Annotated in this window: 17 protein-coding genes and 1 tRNA gene; 7 read left to right on the top strand and 11 right to left on the bottom strand. The window is 57.1% G+C overall.

What is annotated here, in order from left to right:
• The first annotated feature begins 1 nt into the window (after window position 1).
• Both KJ653_09295 and argH read left to right on the top strand, forming a co-directional pair.
• Window positions 2-1,282 (top strand): argininosuccinate synthase, encoded by a 1,281-nt coding sequence (locus tag KJ653_09295; GenBank protein ID MBU0686021.1) that lies wholly within the window; start codon window positions 2-4, stop codon window positions 1,280-1,282.
• The gene (argH, locus tag KJ653_09290; protein ID MBU0686020.1) at window positions 1,227-2,675 is read left to right on the top strand and encodes an argininosuccinate lyase; all 1,449 of its coding nucleotides are present in this window, start codon (window positions 1,227-1,229) and stop codon (window positions 2,673-2,675) included. The genes KJ653_09295 and argH overlap by 56 nt, the downstream gene beginning before the upstream one ends.
• A 3-nt stretch (window positions 2,676-2,678) precedes the next feature.
• Here the strand turns inward: argH and KJ653_09285 are convergent, their stop codons facing one another.
• Window positions 2,679-3,362, bottom strand: coding sequence for an ACT domain-containing protein (locus tag KJ653_09285; protein MBU0686019.1), 684 nt, complete (start codon window positions 3,360-3,362; stop codon window positions 2,679-2,681).
• A 137-nt stretch (window positions 3,363-3,499) separates the two neighbouring features.
• Between KJ653_09285 and KJ653_09280 the strand changes: the two genes are divergently transcribed.
• Both KJ653_09280 and KJ653_09275 read left to right on the top strand, forming a co-directional pair.
• Window positions 3,500-3,574 (top strand) — tRNA-Glu (locus tag KJ653_09280).
• Window positions 3,575-3,627: 53 nt separating this feature from the next.
• Entirely contained in the window at window positions 3,628-3,942 is a 315-nt protein-coding gene (locus tag KJ653_09275; protein MBU0686018.1) for a DUF3795 domain-containing protein, read from the top strand.
• A 106-nt stretch (window positions 3,943-4,048) separates the two neighbouring features.
• Here the strand turns inward: KJ653_09275 and KJ653_09270 are convergent, their stop codons facing one another.
• A complete protein-coding gene (locus KJ653_09270) occupies window positions 4,049-4,777 on the bottom strand; it encodes a DUF835 domain-containing protein (GenBank protein ID MBU0686017.1) in 729 nt (242 codons plus the stop codon).
• 127 nt (window positions 4,778-4,904) lie between these two features.
• Here KJ653_09270 and KJ653_09265 point away from each other — a divergent pair, with 127 nt between their 5' ends.
• Complete coding sequence (locus tag KJ653_09265; GenBank protein MBU0686016.1) at window positions 4,905-6,467, top strand: hypothetical protein; 1,563 nt, start codon at window positions 4,905-4,907, stop codon at window positions 6,465-6,467.
• Here the strand turns inward: KJ653_09265 and KJ653_09260 are convergent.
• A complete protein-coding gene (locus KJ653_09260; protein ID MBU0686015.1) occupies window positions 6,454-7,482 on the bottom strand; it encodes a class I SAM-dependent methyltransferase family protein in 1,029 nt (342 codons plus the stop codon). The genes KJ653_09265 and KJ653_09260 overlap by 14 nt on opposite strands.
• A 97-nt stretch (window positions 7,483-7,579) precedes the next feature.
• On the opposite strand from KJ653_09260, the gene KJ653_09255 reads away from it, so the two are divergent.
• Window positions 7,580-8,389, top strand: a complete 810-nt coding sequence (locus KJ653_09255) for a hypothetical protein (GenBank protein ID MBU0686014.1) — start codon at window positions 7,580-7,582, stop codon at window positions 8,387-8,389.
• Here KJ653_09255 and KJ653_09250 read toward each other — a convergent pair.
• Window positions 8,321-9,478 (bottom strand): geranylgeranyl reductase family protein, encoded by a 1,158-nt coding sequence (locus KJ653_09250; GenBank protein MBU0686013.1) that lies wholly within the window; start codon window positions 9,476-9,478, stop codon window positions 8,321-8,323. The two genes, KJ653_09255 and KJ653_09250, sit on opposite strands and share 69 nt — an antisense overlap.
• A 111-nt stretch (window positions 9,479-9,589) precedes the next feature.
• Here KJ653_09250 and KJ653_09245 point away from each other — a divergent pair, with 111 nt between their 5' ends.
• Window positions 9,590-10,102: a hypothetical protein gene (locus tag KJ653_09245; GenBank protein MBU0686012.1), complete on the top strand. Its 513-nt coding sequence runs from the start codon at window positions 9,590-9,592 to the stop codon at window positions 10,100-10,102.
• 19 nt (window positions 10,103-10,121) lie between these two features.
• On the opposite strand, the gene fsa is transcribed toward KJ653_09245, so the two are convergent.
• The 7 genes from fsa to KJ653_09210 all read right to left on the bottom strand — a co-directional run bounded on the left by fsa (window position 10,122) and on the right by KJ653_09210 (window position 15,809).
• Window positions 10,122-10,772, bottom strand: coding sequence for a fructose-6-phosphate aldolase (fsa, locus tag KJ653_09240; GenBank protein ID MBU0686011.1), 651 nt, complete (start codon window positions 10,770-10,772; stop codon window positions 10,122-10,124).
• Window positions 10,773-10,785: 13 nt separating this feature from the next.
• Window positions 10,786-11,730 (bottom strand): transketolase family protein, encoded by a 945-nt coding sequence (locus KJ653_09235; protein MBU0686010.1) that lies wholly within the window; start codon window positions 11,728-11,730, stop codon window positions 10,786-10,788.
• On the bottom strand, window positions 11,727-12,566 hold the full coding sequence (locus KJ653_09230; protein MBU0686009.1) for a transketolase: 840 nt from the start codon (window positions 12,564-12,566) through the stop codon (window positions 11,727-11,729). Before KJ653_09230 ends, KJ653_09235 begins: the two co-directional genes overlap by 4 nt.
• Before the next feature lie 90 nt (window positions 12,567-12,656).
• Entirely contained in the window at window positions 12,657-13,283 is a 627-nt protein-coding gene (locus tag KJ653_09225) for a phosphoribosylglycinamide formyltransferase (protein ID MBU0686008.1), read from the bottom strand.
• Between the two features lie 86 nt (window positions 13,284-13,369).
• On the bottom strand, window positions 13,370-14,110 hold the full coding sequence (gene pcn / locus KJ653_09220; protein ID MBU0686007.1) for a proliferating cell nuclear antigen (pcna): 741 nt from the start codon (window positions 14,108-14,110) through the stop codon (window positions 13,370-13,372).
• A 67-nt stretch (window positions 14,111-14,177) separates the two neighbouring features.
• Entirely contained in the window at window positions 14,178-14,477 is a 300-nt protein-coding gene (locus KJ653_09215; GenBank protein ID MBU0686006.1) for a transcription factor S, read from the bottom strand.
• A 78-nt stretch (window positions 14,478-14,555) separates the two neighbouring features.
• Window positions 14,556-15,809 carry a hypothetical protein gene (locus KJ653_09210; GenBank protein MBU0686005.1) on the bottom strand — a complete coding sequence of 418 codons (1,254 nt, stop codon included), beginning with the start codon at window positions 15,807-15,809 and terminating at the stop codon, window positions 14,556-14,558.
• Between the last annotated feature and the right edge of the window lie 432 nt (window positions 15,810-16,241).

Genomic DNA, 16,241 nt, shown 5'->3' with positions numbered 1-16,241 from the left:
CATGGAAGGCGCTGCTCAAGGCAAACAGAAGGATAAGATCCTGCTCGCGTACTCAGGCGGCCTGGACACGTCAGTGGCTATCCACTGGCTGAACGAGAAGTACGGCTACGAAGTCGTCGCCGTGACCATAGACGTCGGTCAATCGGACGACCTCAAGGACGCGATGAGGAGGGCCAAGAGCATAGGCGCATCCAAGGCGTGGGTCATCGACGCGAAGAAGGAGTTCGTCGAGAACTACGTTCTACCAGCATTGAAGGCAAACGCCCTCTACGAAGGCAACTACCCGCTCGGGACCGCGATCGCGAGACCTCTCATGGTCGCCAAACTCGTCGAGATGGCCAAGAGACTGGATGCGACTGCCATTGCCCACGGCTGCACGGGCAAGGGCAACGACCAGGTCAGGTTCGAAGTGTCAATCATGGCGCTCGCCCCCAACCTGGACATACTAGCCCCGACAAGGGACTGGAAGATGTCGAGGGAGGAGGAGATAGTCTATGCGAATGAGCACAGCATCCCGATTCCCGTCTCAGTCGAGAAACCGTACAGCATAGATGAAAGCATATGGGGCAGAGCAATCGAATGCGGAGTCCTCGAGGATCCGTGGGTCGAGCCTCCAGAGGACATCTTCGAATGGACCAAGGGGATAGACAAGTCCCCTGACGCCCCTGAGTACGTCGAGATCGGCTTTGTCCAGGGCAACCCAGTGAGCCTGAACGGAGCCAATATCGACCTCCTAGATCTCATAAGGAAATTGAACGAGATCGCGGGCAACAACGGGGTAGGCAGGATAGACCACATCGAGAACCGTCTGATCGGGATCAAATCGAGAGAGGTTTACGAGGCACCTGCGGCGGTCGTGCTCATCAAGGCCCACCAAGACCTCGAGAGCCTGGTCATGACGAAGGACCTGCTGCACTACAAGAAGGGAATCGAGCAGCACTATGCGGAGCTCGTTTACAACGGCCTCTGGTTCTCCCCGCTCAAGGAGGCTCTGGACGCGTTCATCGACAAGACCCAGGAGCTCGTGACCGGGACGGTCAAGCTGAAGCTGTTCAAAGGCAGCGCGGTCGTCGTGGGCAGGGAGTCTCCGTACTCGTTGTACAGCAATTCACTATCGACATACGCCAAAGGGGATGAGTTCGACCACTCCGCTGCGAAGGGGTTCATCTATGTGTGGGGGTTGCCCCTGAAGGTCGCCAGCATGGTGAAGGCGGGAGAGAGCGGCAATGGAACAGCGAACGAGATCGCGGTCAACGAGGAGACGGTCACAGTCTGCAAATGATGCGTTCCTCGATTTCACGGCCTCGGTCCATTTCGACCGAAGGCTCTGGAAGTACGACATAGCTGGCTCCATAGCGCACGCGCACGCCCTGGCGGGCGCGGGCGTGATATCCAAACAAGAGCTGAAGCTGACTGAGAATGGCCTGAAAGGGGTAGCCGACGACATCAGGACGGGGAAGCTGGCCCTTGACCCGAAGCTTGAGGACATTCACATGAATGTGGAGCGCGCGCTCACGGACAGAATCGGCGAAGCCGGCGCGAAGCTGCACACCGGTCGGAGCAGGAACGATCAGGTCGCCCTTGACATGAGGCTGTTCGTCAGAGAAGCGTTGCTCGATTCAGTCTCCGCGGCGCTGGAACTCCAGCAGACCATCGTCTTGCGCGCAAGGGCGGCGGCCGGAGCCATCATGCCCGGATACACGCATGTCCAGCATGCGCAACCGATACTGCTGGCCCATCATCTGCTTGCTCATTATTGGAGGCTCGAGCGAGACATATCACGCATGTTCGACTGCTATTCCAGAACGAACGTATCTCCCCTCGGGTCGGGGGCTCTCGCAGGCGTCTGGCACAAGATCGACCGGAAGTCAGTCGCTGACATGCTCGGCCTGGACGGCATCACGGAGAACTCCATCGATTCCGTCTCCGACAGGGACTTCGTCGCTGAGTCCGCGTTCTCTCTCTCCCTGCTCATGATACATCTCTCGTCGCTCTGCGAGGAGCTGGTCTACTGGTCGTCTCGCGAGTTCGGGTTCTTGAAGCTCCCGAAAGACCTGTCCGGCGGCTCCAGCATGATGCCCCAAAAGTGGAACCCCGACCTACCGGAACTCGTCAGAGGGAAATCCGGCAGAGCAGTCGGTGACCTAGTCGCGATCCTCACCCTGATGAAATCTCTTCCCCTCGCATATAACCGCGACCTGCAGGAAGACAAGGAGAACCTCTTCGATGTTTTCGACACCGTTGAGGCTTCGCTCCATGCCCTCACAGACTTCCTGAGAGAGATCGAGTTCGACAGGGTGAGGATGAGGAGGGCGGCAGAGGTTGGGTTGATGACCGCGACCGACCTCGCCGACCTCCTCACAACCTTGGGGATACCTTTCAGGAGCGCGCACGGCATCGTCAAGGAGCTGGCCATGCATGCGGACGGTGACGATAAGAAGTTCATACGGCTGGCGAACGAGGTCCTGCTGAAGAACAAGAAGGATCTGAGGACCTCGGACCTGAACTTCCTCAAGGTCGAAAGAGCCGTCGAGAGGAGGGGCAGCGAGGGCGGGACATCGAAGGGCGCCGTCTCGAAGCAGATGGCGAAGGCGGTATCCGCGCTCAATGAGAACAAGGCTGTCCTCAAGAGGCTGAGGGAGCAGATCTCGGCAGTCGACAAACTTCTGGATTGAAACTCAACTCGAGTTCTCGGGGACCATCTTGTCCTCGATGCATGATGAGAGTATGTCGAACGCGCGCATCATGTCCTCTCTGCTGACTATGAAGATCGTGTCCGTGTAGCAGCTCACAGCCTCCAGAAGGTTGATGCCCTGCTCTGAGAGCATGCCCATCATATAAACGAAAACGCCGGGAGTCTCCTCTATCGCGGGCGAGCTCTTGACCGTTATCTCTGCCAAGTTCTCCTTGACGCTTATGATATGGTCCTGGCCTATCGCCTTCACAATCGCGGACAGATGCCTGTCCTCCGAGATCACGGTGATTGCGTTCGCGCTCTGGAGAACCTGCATAGTGCTCTTGTCCGCCAAGAGCCTCTTGACGACATCCTCGAGGTTCTTGAGCACGATCCACTCGTTCTTCGCCGCGACGATGCATATCTTCGTCTTGAGCTCGAGCCTGCTGCGCTCCAGGAGGTCCATGATGGCGCCCTCGGAGTCGGTCTTGGCGAGCTTCATGGCGTACCTGCGGCTCGCTGCGAGCACCGCCTCCTCGTTCTTCACCCCGAGCTCCTTCATGATGAGACGCGAGAGGGAAGAGTAGTTCACCAGATCCTTGCTGATGCAGTCCCGTATGCTGGGGTGGCGATCGATATACTTCCTTGTGAGTTCCGCAGCGCTCGACTTACCCTTGGGTGCGTCCATCTAGTGGCAGGAATCCACGGGTCCAGCATTAATGTTTGGTTCGTGTGGCGCTAGGGCTTGAACCGGCCTGCTGGCCTCCGAGAACCATTATATAGAAACATCTCATAGGGCCGAAAAGGCATATGGACTGCCAGGAAGCTCCCGTAGTGTAGTCCGGCCAATCATTCCAGCCTTTCGAGTTGGATACCCGGGTTCAAATCCCGGCGGGAGCACATCGCCACTCCCCAGAGCAACATTCGATATGTCACAACGCATTGCACTAGCCATGAAGAGTGGCTCCCACGCAAGTGCGGGAAAGAGAAAGTCAATCGACGCTAACCTCTTGGGGCCCTGCGGCTTCTTTTGTGGCTTCTGCCTCGCATACAAGAAGGGCATATGCCTTGGCTGCAGGTACCAGGCCGACAAGAGGGCTAGAGATGGGAACTTGAAATGGTGCACCCAGCTGAACTGCGCCGAGAAGCACGGAGTATCCATGTGTTCGGATTGCGAGAAATTTCCTTGCACGGAGTTCGACCCGAAGGTGGGCATGTTCTCCGAAGTCTACATGAAGTACATCAGAGACAAGGTCAAGCCAGCTTAAGGCCCAACAATTGCTGCGGGTGAAGTTCAGAGTGATATCCCGGCGAGGCCACATCTCTCATCTCAGGAATCGTCTGCTCAAACGCTATAGTCGAAACCAGGAGACGCTAGAGCACCTGGCTCATCTCTCGTTCAATCAATGAGAAGTCCTTCGGGTCCATCGTCGCCTCATCGACAGGTACAAACAGATATCCCTTGTCGAGAACGACCTGCTCGTTTATCAGTTGTATGAACTTGAGGACGCTTCTGAAATCGTTCTGAGTCGTAAGGTACTCGAGCCCTTCGATTATGACAGCCCCGTCCGGGCCCTTCGCGAAGAATTCCCTGATCGCAGACGCTAGATGCGCAAGGTTGTTGGGGGAAACGTATTCGACACCTTTGGCGCCGGCCGCTGGCTGGGCGGTCTCTGTCTTCGTGAGCCAGAGCGCCTCAGCCTCGAACTTGTACTTCTGCTTCAGAGTGTCAGGATGGGTCCGCGAGATGCACAGTCCCCTTCCACCTTTGGCGATGAGAGCAGTGAACAGGGCGAAACTCTTCTCAGGCCTCTCCTCCTTGATGACATAGCTCCAGCCAGATATCAACTGGACTGGCTGCGCCGGCTGGGCATGTGAAGCCACATCCGGGACCGACAACTTCCTGCCGAGGGCCCTTTCGAGCTCGTCCACCTTCTGCTGGACCTTCTGGAAGAGCATCGATCTCTTCGTCTTGGCCATGATCTGGAGTTCTCTGGAGGTGTAGCCTTTCGTGGAGAGCTTGATTATCTCGTCCCAAGCCTCCTGGAGGCCCTCCTGAAACCCTTTGACGTAGCCTCTGGCGGAGTCATCTTCGGCGCTCATTATCGCATCCGCTTTTGCTGTTTCTCCTTATGGCATGGCCAGACTAATAACCTTTTCCGGATTGGAGCGGGCGAGGTATGCTCGCAAAAACTATTACCATGACATCTAATTAGAGACCGAAATCGCCATGGCTAAGAAGAAGGGTATTCCCAGACTCAGGGTGAAAGCAAGAATCGCGTCGAAGGTCATGGAGAAGGACCTACTCGCGAAGGCCAAGATGCTCATGGACGACCCTGAGCTGATCATCCCCGAGTGCTCTGAGGACTGTGGCTCGTGTCCGTTCAAGAAGACCCAGGCACGCATTGAGAAGATACAGAAGTACAAGGATGATCAGGGAAAACTCGCCCAGCTTGCCAGACGCGGTGACAAGCTCGCGAGGGCATATGCGGCCACGATAGGCCTCGTGCATGAGGAGAAAACGCCCTACCTCGCGACCGCCACATACTCTGGCGGTACGATCACATACGCCCTCAGGGGAAAGACGGACAAAGAGAAGCTCATGGGGGTTCAGAACTTCGACTCTCCAAAATGGCGCGTTCTGAGCGTGCTCGACCTGGTGCACAAGAAGGGCCTCCACTTCTACTCCTACGGAGACAACTTCATATGCACTGGGAAGGTCGCGAGGCCACCTCAGGAGTATGTCAGGCTGGCGGCCGAATCCATTGGAGCAGGGAGGCTGCAGGGAGACACTTACTCCTGCCCGCACAATCCATCTGCTATCAACCACTTGGAATTCGATTGGGTCAGCGCTGACAGAAAGATACTTCTCTGCGACCAGTGTGTGAGCAAGACAAAGAACACGCTGTCGAAGATCGCAGAGGGAATGGCTGTCCCTAAAGTCCTGAACGAGTTCGAGATCTCGGTCGTGAGACCCCTCAATGTCGTGAATGGCAAGACCGGCTGCGAGGAGTTGCTCAACAGGCCAGTCGCCAAGGACCTGCTCGAGAAGTATTCCTCTGGCGAGCTTGACAACAGGGCTCTGATCGAGAAGCACATGGAGGCCGTTCTCGAGTCCATGACCGATCTCAAGAAGAAGGTCTATGTCAAAGGAGACAAGTGCTTCGGAGAGGATGTGGAGTCGTTCGTCAAAGAGCTGACTGCAGACGAAATGGAGAAGAGAGCGGTCATCGGTCTCCTATCTGGTATAGACCACCCTATCGTCGTGGAACCAGGAAACTCGGTCAACAAACTGCTTTCGGAATACTGGACGACCAACGGAACGGACGCACTGAGAGCGGTAGTGTCCAAAGAGCTCGCGGAGAAGTACTACAAGGACGACGACGAGTCCGAGAAATCCCCGTTGAAGGTCATTCGTTCCGCACTCAGGGACGCAGAGCACGCAGCGATCTCCGCGCGGATACCCAAATATTCCTGCCTGTCACAGTATGGAGAGTTCGCCGACGAGGTAGCCAGGGAGTACAAGACCCGAGGTCAGGCGGGAGCCATATCAGTGCTTGACTCGAACAAGTCCAACGACCACAGGATCAGGTCGATGACCCATGCGTTCTATCTCGCCTTGCGCGTGATGAACAAGGCCTGGAGATTCACAGACGAGGAGAAGGAGTACGGGAAACACCTCCAGACATTCGCAAAGAAGCTCCTCGAGAGCGAGGACCCGGAGGAACACCACGATGCCTTCGCCACCTTCCTGAGAGAGGCCGGGTGCACGGATGAGGTCAAGAAGGCCTAGTTATCTTGGCGTCAACGACGATATGTGAGACGCCCGGTGCGTATGATTTTATCTCCTTCATCCTGAGCACCTCGACCTTGCCCCCCTTCGCACTCTCGGACAGCCTCCGGAGCGGCCGTTCCGGCAGGAGCGCGTTGGGGCAGGTCTCATGGTAGTGGATGATGCCGCCGTCCTTCAAGATAGTCATTGCCTTCGGAAGGAATTCATGCGTGGTCTTAACGTAACCCATGATCACCCTGTCCGCAAAGGCCTCCCCTGGAAGATCTCTGTTGTCACCCTGGAAGGGGTCGACCTTTCCCTGGACTTCGTTGAGCGAGATGTTCTCCACGAGATATCCGCAGGCTAGTGGATTGAGCTCGCATGCGATGACCTTCTTCGGCCTTTGGTACACTGCGAGCGGGAGGGAGAAATAACCGATGCCTGCGAACATGTCCACAATGGTCTCGCCATCGCACTTCAGATCCGCCATCTGCTGTCGTTCCTCTGTGTTGCCGGATGAGAACATGATCTGAGCAGCATCGAACCTGTAGCGGACCCCATTCTCCAGGTGCGTGGCGACCGTGTCCGTTCCGAACAGTCGTCTTATGACCGGCTGTCGCAGGTCTCCCGAGATACCTCCCACGTCCCTTAGAACGGTTTTGAGCTGGAGCACGGCAGCATACGCTTGGGCGATCTCGTGTTCGTAGCCATCCAGCTCAGCCTCGAGCCTTATGACAACGATATCCCCGAACCGCTCCCATTTGCTCGGGAGCAAGGGTTTCAACTCATCAGGTATTTGTGCTGCCTGGCGGACCTTCACGATGGGGTCGATCCTGCAGCTCCTGGAGGGAAAATCCTTCTCCACGATGCTGGTATCGAAGGACGTCAGAAGGGATGCGCTCGGAAGAGCCACGAGAGGAATGACCACGCCGTCCGAATCGTCGATGATCGTCCTGGTCTTGTCCACAAGATGATCCTTGGCAAGCCGTTTCCTGAGGGACTCTGCTTCTGACCGTCTTACCCTTACTGCCAGCACACTGTTCGCAATGGCCGGTCAGATATTAACGCTTCCTGCAAAGCGTCCAGCCGCCTGACCGAAAGTCATATAGTCAGTCTCAGACTTCACAGCAGGGATGAGACTCGTGCTGGCCACATCGACGGCTCTTGTTTCCGCACTGCTGATCTGCACGAGCCTCGCATCGGCCGAATTCCCCACAAACCCCGGCAGCCCGAAGTACGCTAACAGCATCCTGAGCGGATTCATCACGCCTGTGGTGTCCCCGGGGACGACCGTGGACTTCTCGTTCAACTTCACCAACCCCTATTACGATAACGATTCACCGGAGGTGATGATCGATTTCACGCTCGTTGTGGGCATATATCGCTACTCGACCCAGGAGAAGACGGAGAATGTCACATCGACCTTTCCGCATCCTCCGTTGATCAGAGGGGACTCGATCCAACTTTCGATCTTCCTACCAAGAATAGGCGCGAACACGACGACAAGGGTGGATCTCCCGATCGAAACCTCCAGAAAGACGCCACACGGTTCCTACTTTTCACAGAGCACGTACTTCGTGCGGTTCAATCTGACGTTCAGCTCCCCGACCGGTACCCAGGTGGTGCTCAAGTCAAGAGGTTTCTTCACGGACGAACAATGGAACACTGCTGTCTCGTTCTCGTCCGGAGATCCGATTGTGAACACGACCTACCTCAAGTCGATAGGTGTGGACGGGTTGCTTCCGGACTCTTCCTTCGGGATCAAGATCCCCATACCGAGATGGCCCCTGGCCGTGCTCGTGGGAAGCATCGGTGGTCTCTCGTTTGCAGCGCTCTATTTCTACGTCCTAGACAACCCGGGCAGATACCCGAAGCTAGAGCAGAGATTCTATTATCTGAGGGGAAAACTGCGCGAGCTTCGGGACAAGTCTGAGGACAGATGAAGAGATCGAGGTTGGGTAGTCGATGTCTCCCTTCTGCTCTAAGAGCTTCTTCACGCCCGGCTGAGCAAAGATCCTCAGGGCTTTGTCTATCTTCTTGTCCGTGAGGTTCAGGAAGACCTTTCTGATCCTGAACGCCCTTGAGAGCTCCTTCCCGAACTCGTCCTTCCATAGAGAGTCATACTCGGCAAGAGATGTCCTGCCACGGGATTCCAGGAACATGCCCGCAGCATCTGCGCAGAGCTCCGCTCCCCTCACCCCCGTGTAGACCCCTCCGCCAGACAGGGGTTTCGCGTGGCAGGCGGCATCCCCGACAAGCATTATGCCTCCGCTCACGGCTGACCTGCCAGCACCCAAAGGTATCTTCCCAGAAGCCGTCGAGACCTTCTTTGCGTGCCTGAACTGCGGCCTAGCTAAGAGTCTCTTGAGATACATCGCCGGAATGTCCCCCGCATCCCAGGTGCACAGGCCCACCCTTACCAGATCGGCTGCTGGAATCGTCCATGCAAAGAACCCTGGCGCAACATCCCTTCCAAGATAGATCTCGACGAACTCGGGATCCGCCTCCACGCCCTTCAGGTCCACCTGTATGCCTGTGAGCATGTGCCTTGGAGGCGGGAGCCGCGACGCCTTCCTGCAAATCGACTTATAGCCGTCGGCTCCAATCACGATCTTCGAGTTCACCGACTCCGTCATTCCATCGGCCCGCATCTCGGAACGAACCTCATGTCCATGGTCCGCGACGGACCTAATGCATGCGCCCACCTTGGGCACAGCGCCGGCGTCCACTGCCTTGTGAAACATGATCCTGTCGAATAGCGTTCTGTCCAACACATACGCGCGCGAGCTCCTAGCTTCAAGAGTGAGCATGAACCCGAGGGGGGAGTGGATCCTGACGCCCCTGACCTCTCCAAGGACGCTCTCCCTGGAGAACATCGGTACACCCCTCTGAGTCACCAGACCAGCGCACTGGAGCGGTTCGCCTGGAGCGTGGTGTTCCTCAGCTATGACAACATCATGATCTCTTGCCAGGAGTCTCGCAGCAGTCGAGCCTGCGGGACCCCCGCCCACGACCAGCACCTCTGTTCGCACGAGTGCCAAAGAGCCCTGGTCGGTATTTCAGCATTGTCCAAACCTCGCCTTCAATAGGCATCTGTCTGTCAGGCGATGTGTCTATAAGCATCGAACGCCCAATAGTCACCCGTGAAACCAGAGACATCAGTTGATGAGGTACTGAAGTCCGCGAAGGATTTGACGGACATCTTCGAGCTTGTGAAGAGCGTGGTCAGGAGAAGCACTGGAAAGGAGAGGGCGGGGCTGATGCTCGGCCTTGCGAACCTGGGCGGGGGGCCGCAGGGGTTCGTAGGTGCGTTCTACCCGGTCGCCACCAACATAATCGTGATGAACAGCCTCCCCCTGAGACGGATAAAGGAGACAGATCCCGCGCTGTACAAACCTTACGTGTTCCACATACTGCTGCACGAGTATCTTCACACGCTGGGGATAATCGACGAGACGGCCACTAGGGCGAAGGCGTACGAGATAAGCGCCTCCACCTTCGGCAAGGACCACCCGGTCACGCAGTTCGCAGCCGACCTTTCAAGGTTCGTCCCGAAGCTCGTCTACCCGGTCTACGGTTGGCAGCCTCAGGAAGATTACCAGCTGGAACTGGTGAAAGGGTTCGACAGGTCGAGCACGGCCAGCTATATCAACTAGAGAGCATCGGCCCGCGCGGTCACTTCTTCTTCGGGACCTTCTCCCAGTCCTTGAGGAACTTCTGGATGCCCTCATCCGTCAGATTGTGCTTCAGCATCTTCTTCAGGATATCGTAGGGGATAGTGGCGACGTGGGCGCCCGCAAGCGCAGCCTCGGTCACATGGACAGGATGTCGCATGCTCGCTGCGATGACCTGGGTCTTGAATCCGTAGTTCCTGTAGATTGTGACGATGTCTCTCACCAGGTCCATGCCGCTGTGGCTGATATCGTCCAGGCGGCCCACGAACGGTGAAACGTAAGTCGCCCCGGCCTTCGCTGCCAGGAGGGCCTGGTTCGGCGAGAACACGAGCGTCACATTCGTCTTGACGCCCTCCTTCGATAAGACCTTGACCGCCTTGAGCCCCTCGGCAGTCATCGGTATCTTCACGATGACGTTCTTGTGTATCTTCGACAGCTGGCGGGCCTCTTTGATCATGCCCTCCGAGTCCATCGACACTGCCTCGGCGCTGATAGGCCCGTCCACTATCTCGCAGATGTCCTTCACCCTCTTCTCGAACTCGCAGCCTTCTTTAGCAACGAGCGTCGGATTGGTCGTGACGCCGTCCAAGATGCCCCAGCTGTTGGCCTCCTTGATCTGCTCCAGGTTTGCGGTGTCTATGAATATCTTCATGTCGGATCCACCTTCACTTCTTCCTCTTCAGAACGTCGTGGGCGGCCTCCACGATGTTGTCGACCGTCAGACCGTACTTGCCCATCAGCTCGTCACACGCTCCCGATTCCCCGAACACATCGGGTATGCCGACTCTCTTCATCGGCACGTGGAAGTTCTCCACAAGGACCATTGCGACAGCGCTGCCCATGCCCATCATCACGGAGTGCTCCTCGGCGGTGACGACGCCGCCAGTCTCCCTGGCGGCTCTCACGATGGTCTTCTCGTCCAAGGGCTTGATCGTGTGTAGATTGACGACCCTGGCGTCGACGCCGTGCTTAACCAGCTCCTCCGCGGCCTCGAGGCATTTCGAGACCATGATGCCGCACCCTATGAGGGTGATGTCCTTCCCATCCCTCATCACCGGCGCCTTGTCGACCTCGAACGGGCTCGCATGGTCAGTGATCGATGGAATGTCCGACCTGCCTATCCTGACATACACTGGTCCGGGCATGCTGGCTACTGTCTTCACGGCCTTGTAGGTCTCGGGCGAATCGGCAGGGACGATCACCGTCATGTTGGGCAGCACGCGCATGAGTGCAATATCCTCCACTATCTGGTGGGAGGCGCCGTCGCCACCCACGGTGATGCCCGCGTGAGACGCCACAATCTTGATGTTCAGGTTCGGGTAGGCAATGGACTGCCTGATCTGGTCGTAGCACCTTCCCGTTCCAAACACAGCGAACGTGGATACGAAGACGGTCTTGCCAGAGGCCGCGAGCCCAGCCGCGGTGTCCATCATGTTCTGCTCGGCGATGCCGCAGTTGAAGAACCTCTCAGGGAAAACCGCCGCGAAGTCCGCAGTCCTCGTGGAACTCGAGAGGTCAGCGTCAAGCACGACTATGTCGCTCCTCTCCTTTCCGAGCTCCACCAGGGCCTTGCCGTACTGCTTTCTCTGGCTCTCCTCCTTCCACTTCATGCCTTCTCACCCCCGAGCTCCTTGAGCGCCTGCTCGTATTCCTGCTTGTTCGGGGCCTTGCCGTGGAATTGCAGCGAGCCCTCCATGTAGCTGACTCCCTTGCCTTTGATAGTGTGGCAGATGATTATCGTCGGTTTGCCCTTGACGGCCTTCGCCTCGTTCGTCGCGTGGATGATCTCCTTCATGTTGTGACCGTTTATCTCGATCACATGCCAGCCGAAGGCTTTCCACTTGTCCGAGAGCGGCTCGAGAGACATGATCGTCTCTGTTGGTCCGTCAAGCTGGAGTTTGTTCCTGTCGAGGTACACCGTGATGTTGTCGAGCTTGTAGTGAGATGCGAGCATCGCGGCCTCCCATGTCTCGCCCACATCCATCTCACCGTCCCCGACCACAACATACATCCTGTAGAGCTTCCTGTCCAGCTTTGCGGCTAGGGCCATCCCGTTTCCTGCGGCCAGGCCGTGCCCGAGTGAGCCCGTGGACATCTCGACCCCGGGAGTCTTATGCATGCAAGGATGGCCTTGGAGCCTGCTTCCCATCTTTCTGAGCGAGCTCAGCTCGTCCACCGAGAAGTACCCGGCCTCCGCGAGGACCGCGTACAATGCGGGCGCGGCATGACCTTTGCTGAGAACGAATCTGTCTCTGTCGGACCAATCAAGCCTCTTGGGGTCGTGCTTCATCACGTGGAAGTACAGCGCAGTGAGGATATCCGCGCAAGAAAGAGAACCGCCAGGATGGCCGGAGCCGGCATGATAAATCATCTTTATCGAGTGGAGCCTAACCCTCTTAGCGATCGTTTCGAGCTCGTTGATGAACTCTCCGTCGTAGACTTCCAAGTCCGTCCCTCATCTCGTTTCTGGCAGGCGCACGCAGGATATTGACTGACCTGCCTTAAACTATTCGAGCCTCAAAGTGGTTTTCACATGCTAGGTCTCGAGCACATGGCACTTCCGACCATCGATCTTCAGCTTCCCCTGAGCGAACAGCTGGATCGCCCTGGGAAGAAGCCTGTGCTCTTCCTTCAGCACACGTTCCTGCAGGGTCTCCGCGGTGTCGTCCTCTAGGACCGGCAATGCTTTTTGAAGTATGATCTGGCCGCCGTCGACATCGACGGTGACGAAGTGTATCGAGCAGCCTGACACCTTGCAGCCGTAGTCGAGCACTGCCTGATGCACATTCAGGCCATGCATGCCCTCGCCACCGAAGGACGGGAGCAGGGCAGGATGCGTGTTCATCATCCGACCAAGGTACTTGTTGATCATGAAGGGGGTGAGCATTCGCAGATAGCCCGCGAGGACGACCAAGTCCACCTTGTGCTGCTCAAGGCACTCTACGATGTCTGCCTCGTGCTGCTCCCGCGTCACGCCCTTATGTGGGAATGCGAATGCATCTATTCCGTGCTTGCGCGCGCGCTCGAGAGCGTACGCCTCAGGTATGTTGGATATCACCACAACAACATCGCCATCGATCTCGCCTCTCTCGCAAGAGTCGATAATGGCCTGGAGGTTCGTCCCGCCACCCGAAGCCAGAGCCCCGATCCGTATCCTGCGCATATTAGACCAACTAACCGGAACGCTCACGATCTCCTGGATGAATCAGAAGAGAGTTCTGAGGAATTGGTGTGGTTTCGCATCTTAGCTCAGTCACCGCTCTCGATCCTCGGAGCCAGCAAATAGCTGACCCGGCCCTTGCCGCCGGCGATCTTGAACTCCACCTTGACAGGATAGTCGTTGCCCAGGTGCATGGTCACTTCGTTGCCTGCGGAGACGGCCTTCAACATGTTTGCGAAGTACTCGAGCGGGAACAGGCTTCTGACGCTGCTCGGCGCCTCGAGCATGGGCATGTCCTTCTTGGCCTTCTTCCAGTTGACCTGGTCCATGTCGCCCTCGCATGTCATCTCGAAGCTCTCCGGACCCGCGATGAGCGCAATGTGGTCAGACACTGTCTCGCTGGCCCTGATTCCTTGGACGAGGTCGTCGACCTTGACCGAGAGCGTTGCGGGCAGGTTCAGGCTCGGGACCTTAGGATCGCTCATGCCCGTAGTGTCGATGAGGCTCATCCGCCTCGTGATGTCCCCCACTGCTATGCTCAGCCTCCTCTTCTCCTCGTCGTGCTTGAGGTCGATTATGTCATCGGACCTCGCGAGCTTGAGGAATTGGCTGAGCTTGTCGATGTCTATGCCAATCTCCACATCGTCCGCCTTATACTCCTCGAAGGCGTCCTTGCCCAGCGTCAAGTCAACCATCGCGATGTGCGCCGGATCCACTGCCCTGAGGGTCAGCCCATCCGCGTTCATACTGAACTTCGCTTCATCGACGAGGGTCGAGACCACATTCACAACCTCTTTCAAGATGTCAGCTCTGGCTTTAGCCTGAAACATTGACCCCCCTTCCGTGTACCTACCTGTAACCAGTCGGTCTTTTAAAAACTTGCGGATGCATCCAGCATTAGTATTCGCGCCACGAGTGCCCGCACTTCACGCACCTGAAGATCCTGGTCTCGGGCTCATCTGCAGCCCTCGTTTGTCTGAGGACCCAGTATGCTTTATTGTGCCCACATGAAGGGCATTCGGCATCGTCTGTCGGGAGCGTACCCGAGATCTCTCCCATGACGGCCAACTCCCTGTCCTTGCCCTTGTGCTTGATGACCTGCGATTTCGAGTTCGGCTCGTACTCAGCTCCACATTTCCTACACACGAGCTTCCCATCCAGAGGGAACAGAAGGCTCTTGCACTTCTCACAAAACATGAATCGTCCGCTCCACTCTTCCCATTCCTGGGCGAGCGAAGCGGTGGACGCATAAAGAGTTTGGCCTGGGACTCGGGCCTAAATCGAGTCCCACTGACGACTGTTGTGGTGTTCTTTTCTGCGCGGAGCAGCGACTGCCTCAGTTTCTTCTGGAACTCTCGCAGGCTCCTCGCGTTCACCGTCATCTCTGAAGGAGGAGAATTTTCTGTGGCCGCCCCACTCGCTGTCAATCATCTTCTCCGCCCTTCTAATCGACTTCGGATCGGAGGTCAGCGTGAATCTAGGGACGTCCTTGCTCCGCCGTACCATGCCGCCCTTGTAGCCCCCGGTCTCGCGCCTGGGCTCGTGCTCGTACTGCGGGTAGTTGAACCTCGGCTTCGCCGAGTAGTTCGGGGCGCCGCGCCTCTTCTGCTTGTTCTGCCACGGATCCTTGTGGTGAGAGTGGTGGTGATGCGAAGCCGTGCGGGACTTCTGCCTCATGAAGCCCTGGCCCCTGGGTTCGCACATCGGTCCACCCGCCGGGAGGAGATGCTGATCGTCCATCTCTCCGCCCTCATCATCGTACCTCGCCTCGACCGCGTTCGCCCAATCGCCACGACCTCTGGACATGAAGCCGCCACTACTGGAGGCATCACGGTGCCTCGGAAGGTGCAGCAGCGCGCCGATACCGGCAAACGCGCCGCGCGGCTGTCCCTGAGCATCCGCCATCCGCTGAGCGTGGGCGTTGGGCTCGTGAACGAACACGGTCGTGTTGGACATGACCGATCCGGATGTGAACTCGATCTCTCTCCTGTTCTGCTCAGCCAGCACTCCGCCGACATAGGCGAAGGCCACCGTGAGCACGTAGGTGTTTATGCCATATGGGCTGGCTCCAGCGAGCGCTTTGACAAACGACCCGACATAGTCGGACGAGAACTGGAGGTACGGCGATATGAACGGCACGCTGTGAGTGAGGGCGGATCCGATGGCCGCAGGTGCTATTGCGACTCCGAGCATGTGCGACGGCAGGAAACCGCTGTCAAAACCAGTCATCACGGCATATAGACATACGACCGGGAAGATCGATGCCAGGACTCCCTTCCACGGACCGCCTGCCCTTCGGCCACCAACATATCCGGCAATCATCTGCCCGAACATCGGAAGCCACCAGAGCATAAGAGACAGTATCAGCACATACTTCGATGCGCTCCAGAAGCTGAACGCGACGTTGCTTGATTTGAACCTCTTGCCCTCTTGATCGTGTTCATAGGACGCTAGTCTGTATGGGACCCTCCTTCCTTCGGTGGGGTCATCGTTCTCTCGAGCATCCCTTCTGCCTGTGCCAAATACCATGCTCATCCCTTCGGTCCGACATTCGTCAGACGAAATTGCATATGCACCTCGGGCTATTTATTACTTGTGAGATTCTGGTCCGACCGCTCATTTTGGAATTATCTGTCAGACGGGAATGCCTTTGGCATTCCACACTAATCCTGGATGCGTCATCATCCGGGCGCAGGGTGCGACGGGCTAGTTCGAGGCAGTTCGAGAAGAAGTACTAACGGATTGCAGGACATCTTGAGCGGTTCCGACTCAGTTATCGGTTACGATAATAGAAGTGGCGGTTCTGTTGCATTATCAGGTGGCGACGCTCAGGTCACCTCTCCGATGCAACTCGTTCCATTCGGCTCCGACCGTGCGGCCATCGCTGGCTCGTATAGGATCATCATCACGTCATGCTGGAACGCGCCGGGGTCGAACCGTAGATCCCCTGCCATCCCGTTC

It is taken from the genome of Candidatus Thermoplasmatota archaeon, from assembly GCA_018814355.1.
Lineage (GTDB): Archaea > Thermoplasmatota > Thermoplasmata > UBA10834 > UBA10834 > COMBO-56-21.
Note: the sequence above shows the minus strand (reverse complement) of the source record. Positions and strands in the feature narration are given on the sequence as shown.

What these genes read in the sequence shown, in the direction of transcription:
- KJ653_09295 (MBU0686021.1), top strand. Translation starts at nt 2, where the DNA reads ATGGAAGGCGCTGCTCAAGGCAAACAGAAGGATAAGATCCTGCTCGCG.
- argH (MBU0686020.1), top strand. Translation starts at nt 1,227, where the DNA reads ATGGAACAGCGAACGAGATCGCGGTCAACGAGGAGACGGTCACAGTCT.
- KJ653_09285 (MBU0686019.1), bottom strand. Translation starts at nt 3,362, where the DNA reads ATGGACGCACCCAAGGGTAAGTCGAGCGCTGCGGAACTCACAAGGAAG.
- KJ653_09275 (MBU0686018.1), top strand. Translation starts at nt 3,628, where the DNA reads ATGAAGAGTGGCTCCCACGCAAGTGCGGGAAAGAGAAAGTCAATCGAC.
- KJ653_09270 (MBU0686017.1), bottom strand. Translation starts at nt 4,777, where the DNA reads ATGAGCGCCGAAGATGACTCCGCCAGAGGCTACGTCAAAGGGTTTCAG.
- KJ653_09265 (MBU0686016.1), top strand. Translation starts at nt 4,905, where the DNA reads ATGGCTAAGAAGAAGGGTATTCCCAGACTCAGGGTGAAAGCAAGAATC.
- KJ653_09255 (MBU0686014.1), top strand. Translation starts at nt 7,580, where the DNA reads ATGAGACTCGTGCTGGCCACATCGACGGCTCTTGTTTCCGCACTGCTG.
- fsa (MBU0686011.1), bottom strand. Translation starts at nt 10,772, where the DNA reads ATGAAGATATTCATAGACACCGCAAACCTGGAGCAGATCAAGGAGGCC.
- KJ653_09235 (MBU0686010.1), bottom strand. Translation starts at nt 11,730, where the DNA reads ATGAAGTGGAAGGAGGAGAGCCAGAGAAAGCAGTACGGCAAGGCCCTG.
- KJ653_09225 (MBU0686008.1), bottom strand. Translation starts at nt 13,283, where the DNA reads ATGCGCAGGATACGGATCGGGGCTCTGGCTTCGGGTGGCGGGACGAAC.
- pcn (MBU0686007.1), bottom strand. Translation starts at nt 14,110, where the DNA reads ATGTTTCAGGCTAAAGCCAGAGCTGACATCTTGAAAGAGGTTGTGAAT.
- KJ653_09215 (MBU0686006.1), bottom strand. Translation starts at nt 14,477, where the DNA reads ATGTTTTGTGAGAAGTGCAAGAGCCTTCTGTTCCCTCTGGATGGGAAG.
- KJ653_09210 (MBU0686005.1), bottom strand. Translation starts at nt 15,809, where the DNA reads ATGGTATTTGGCACAGGCAGAAGGGATGCTCGAGAGAACGATGACCCC.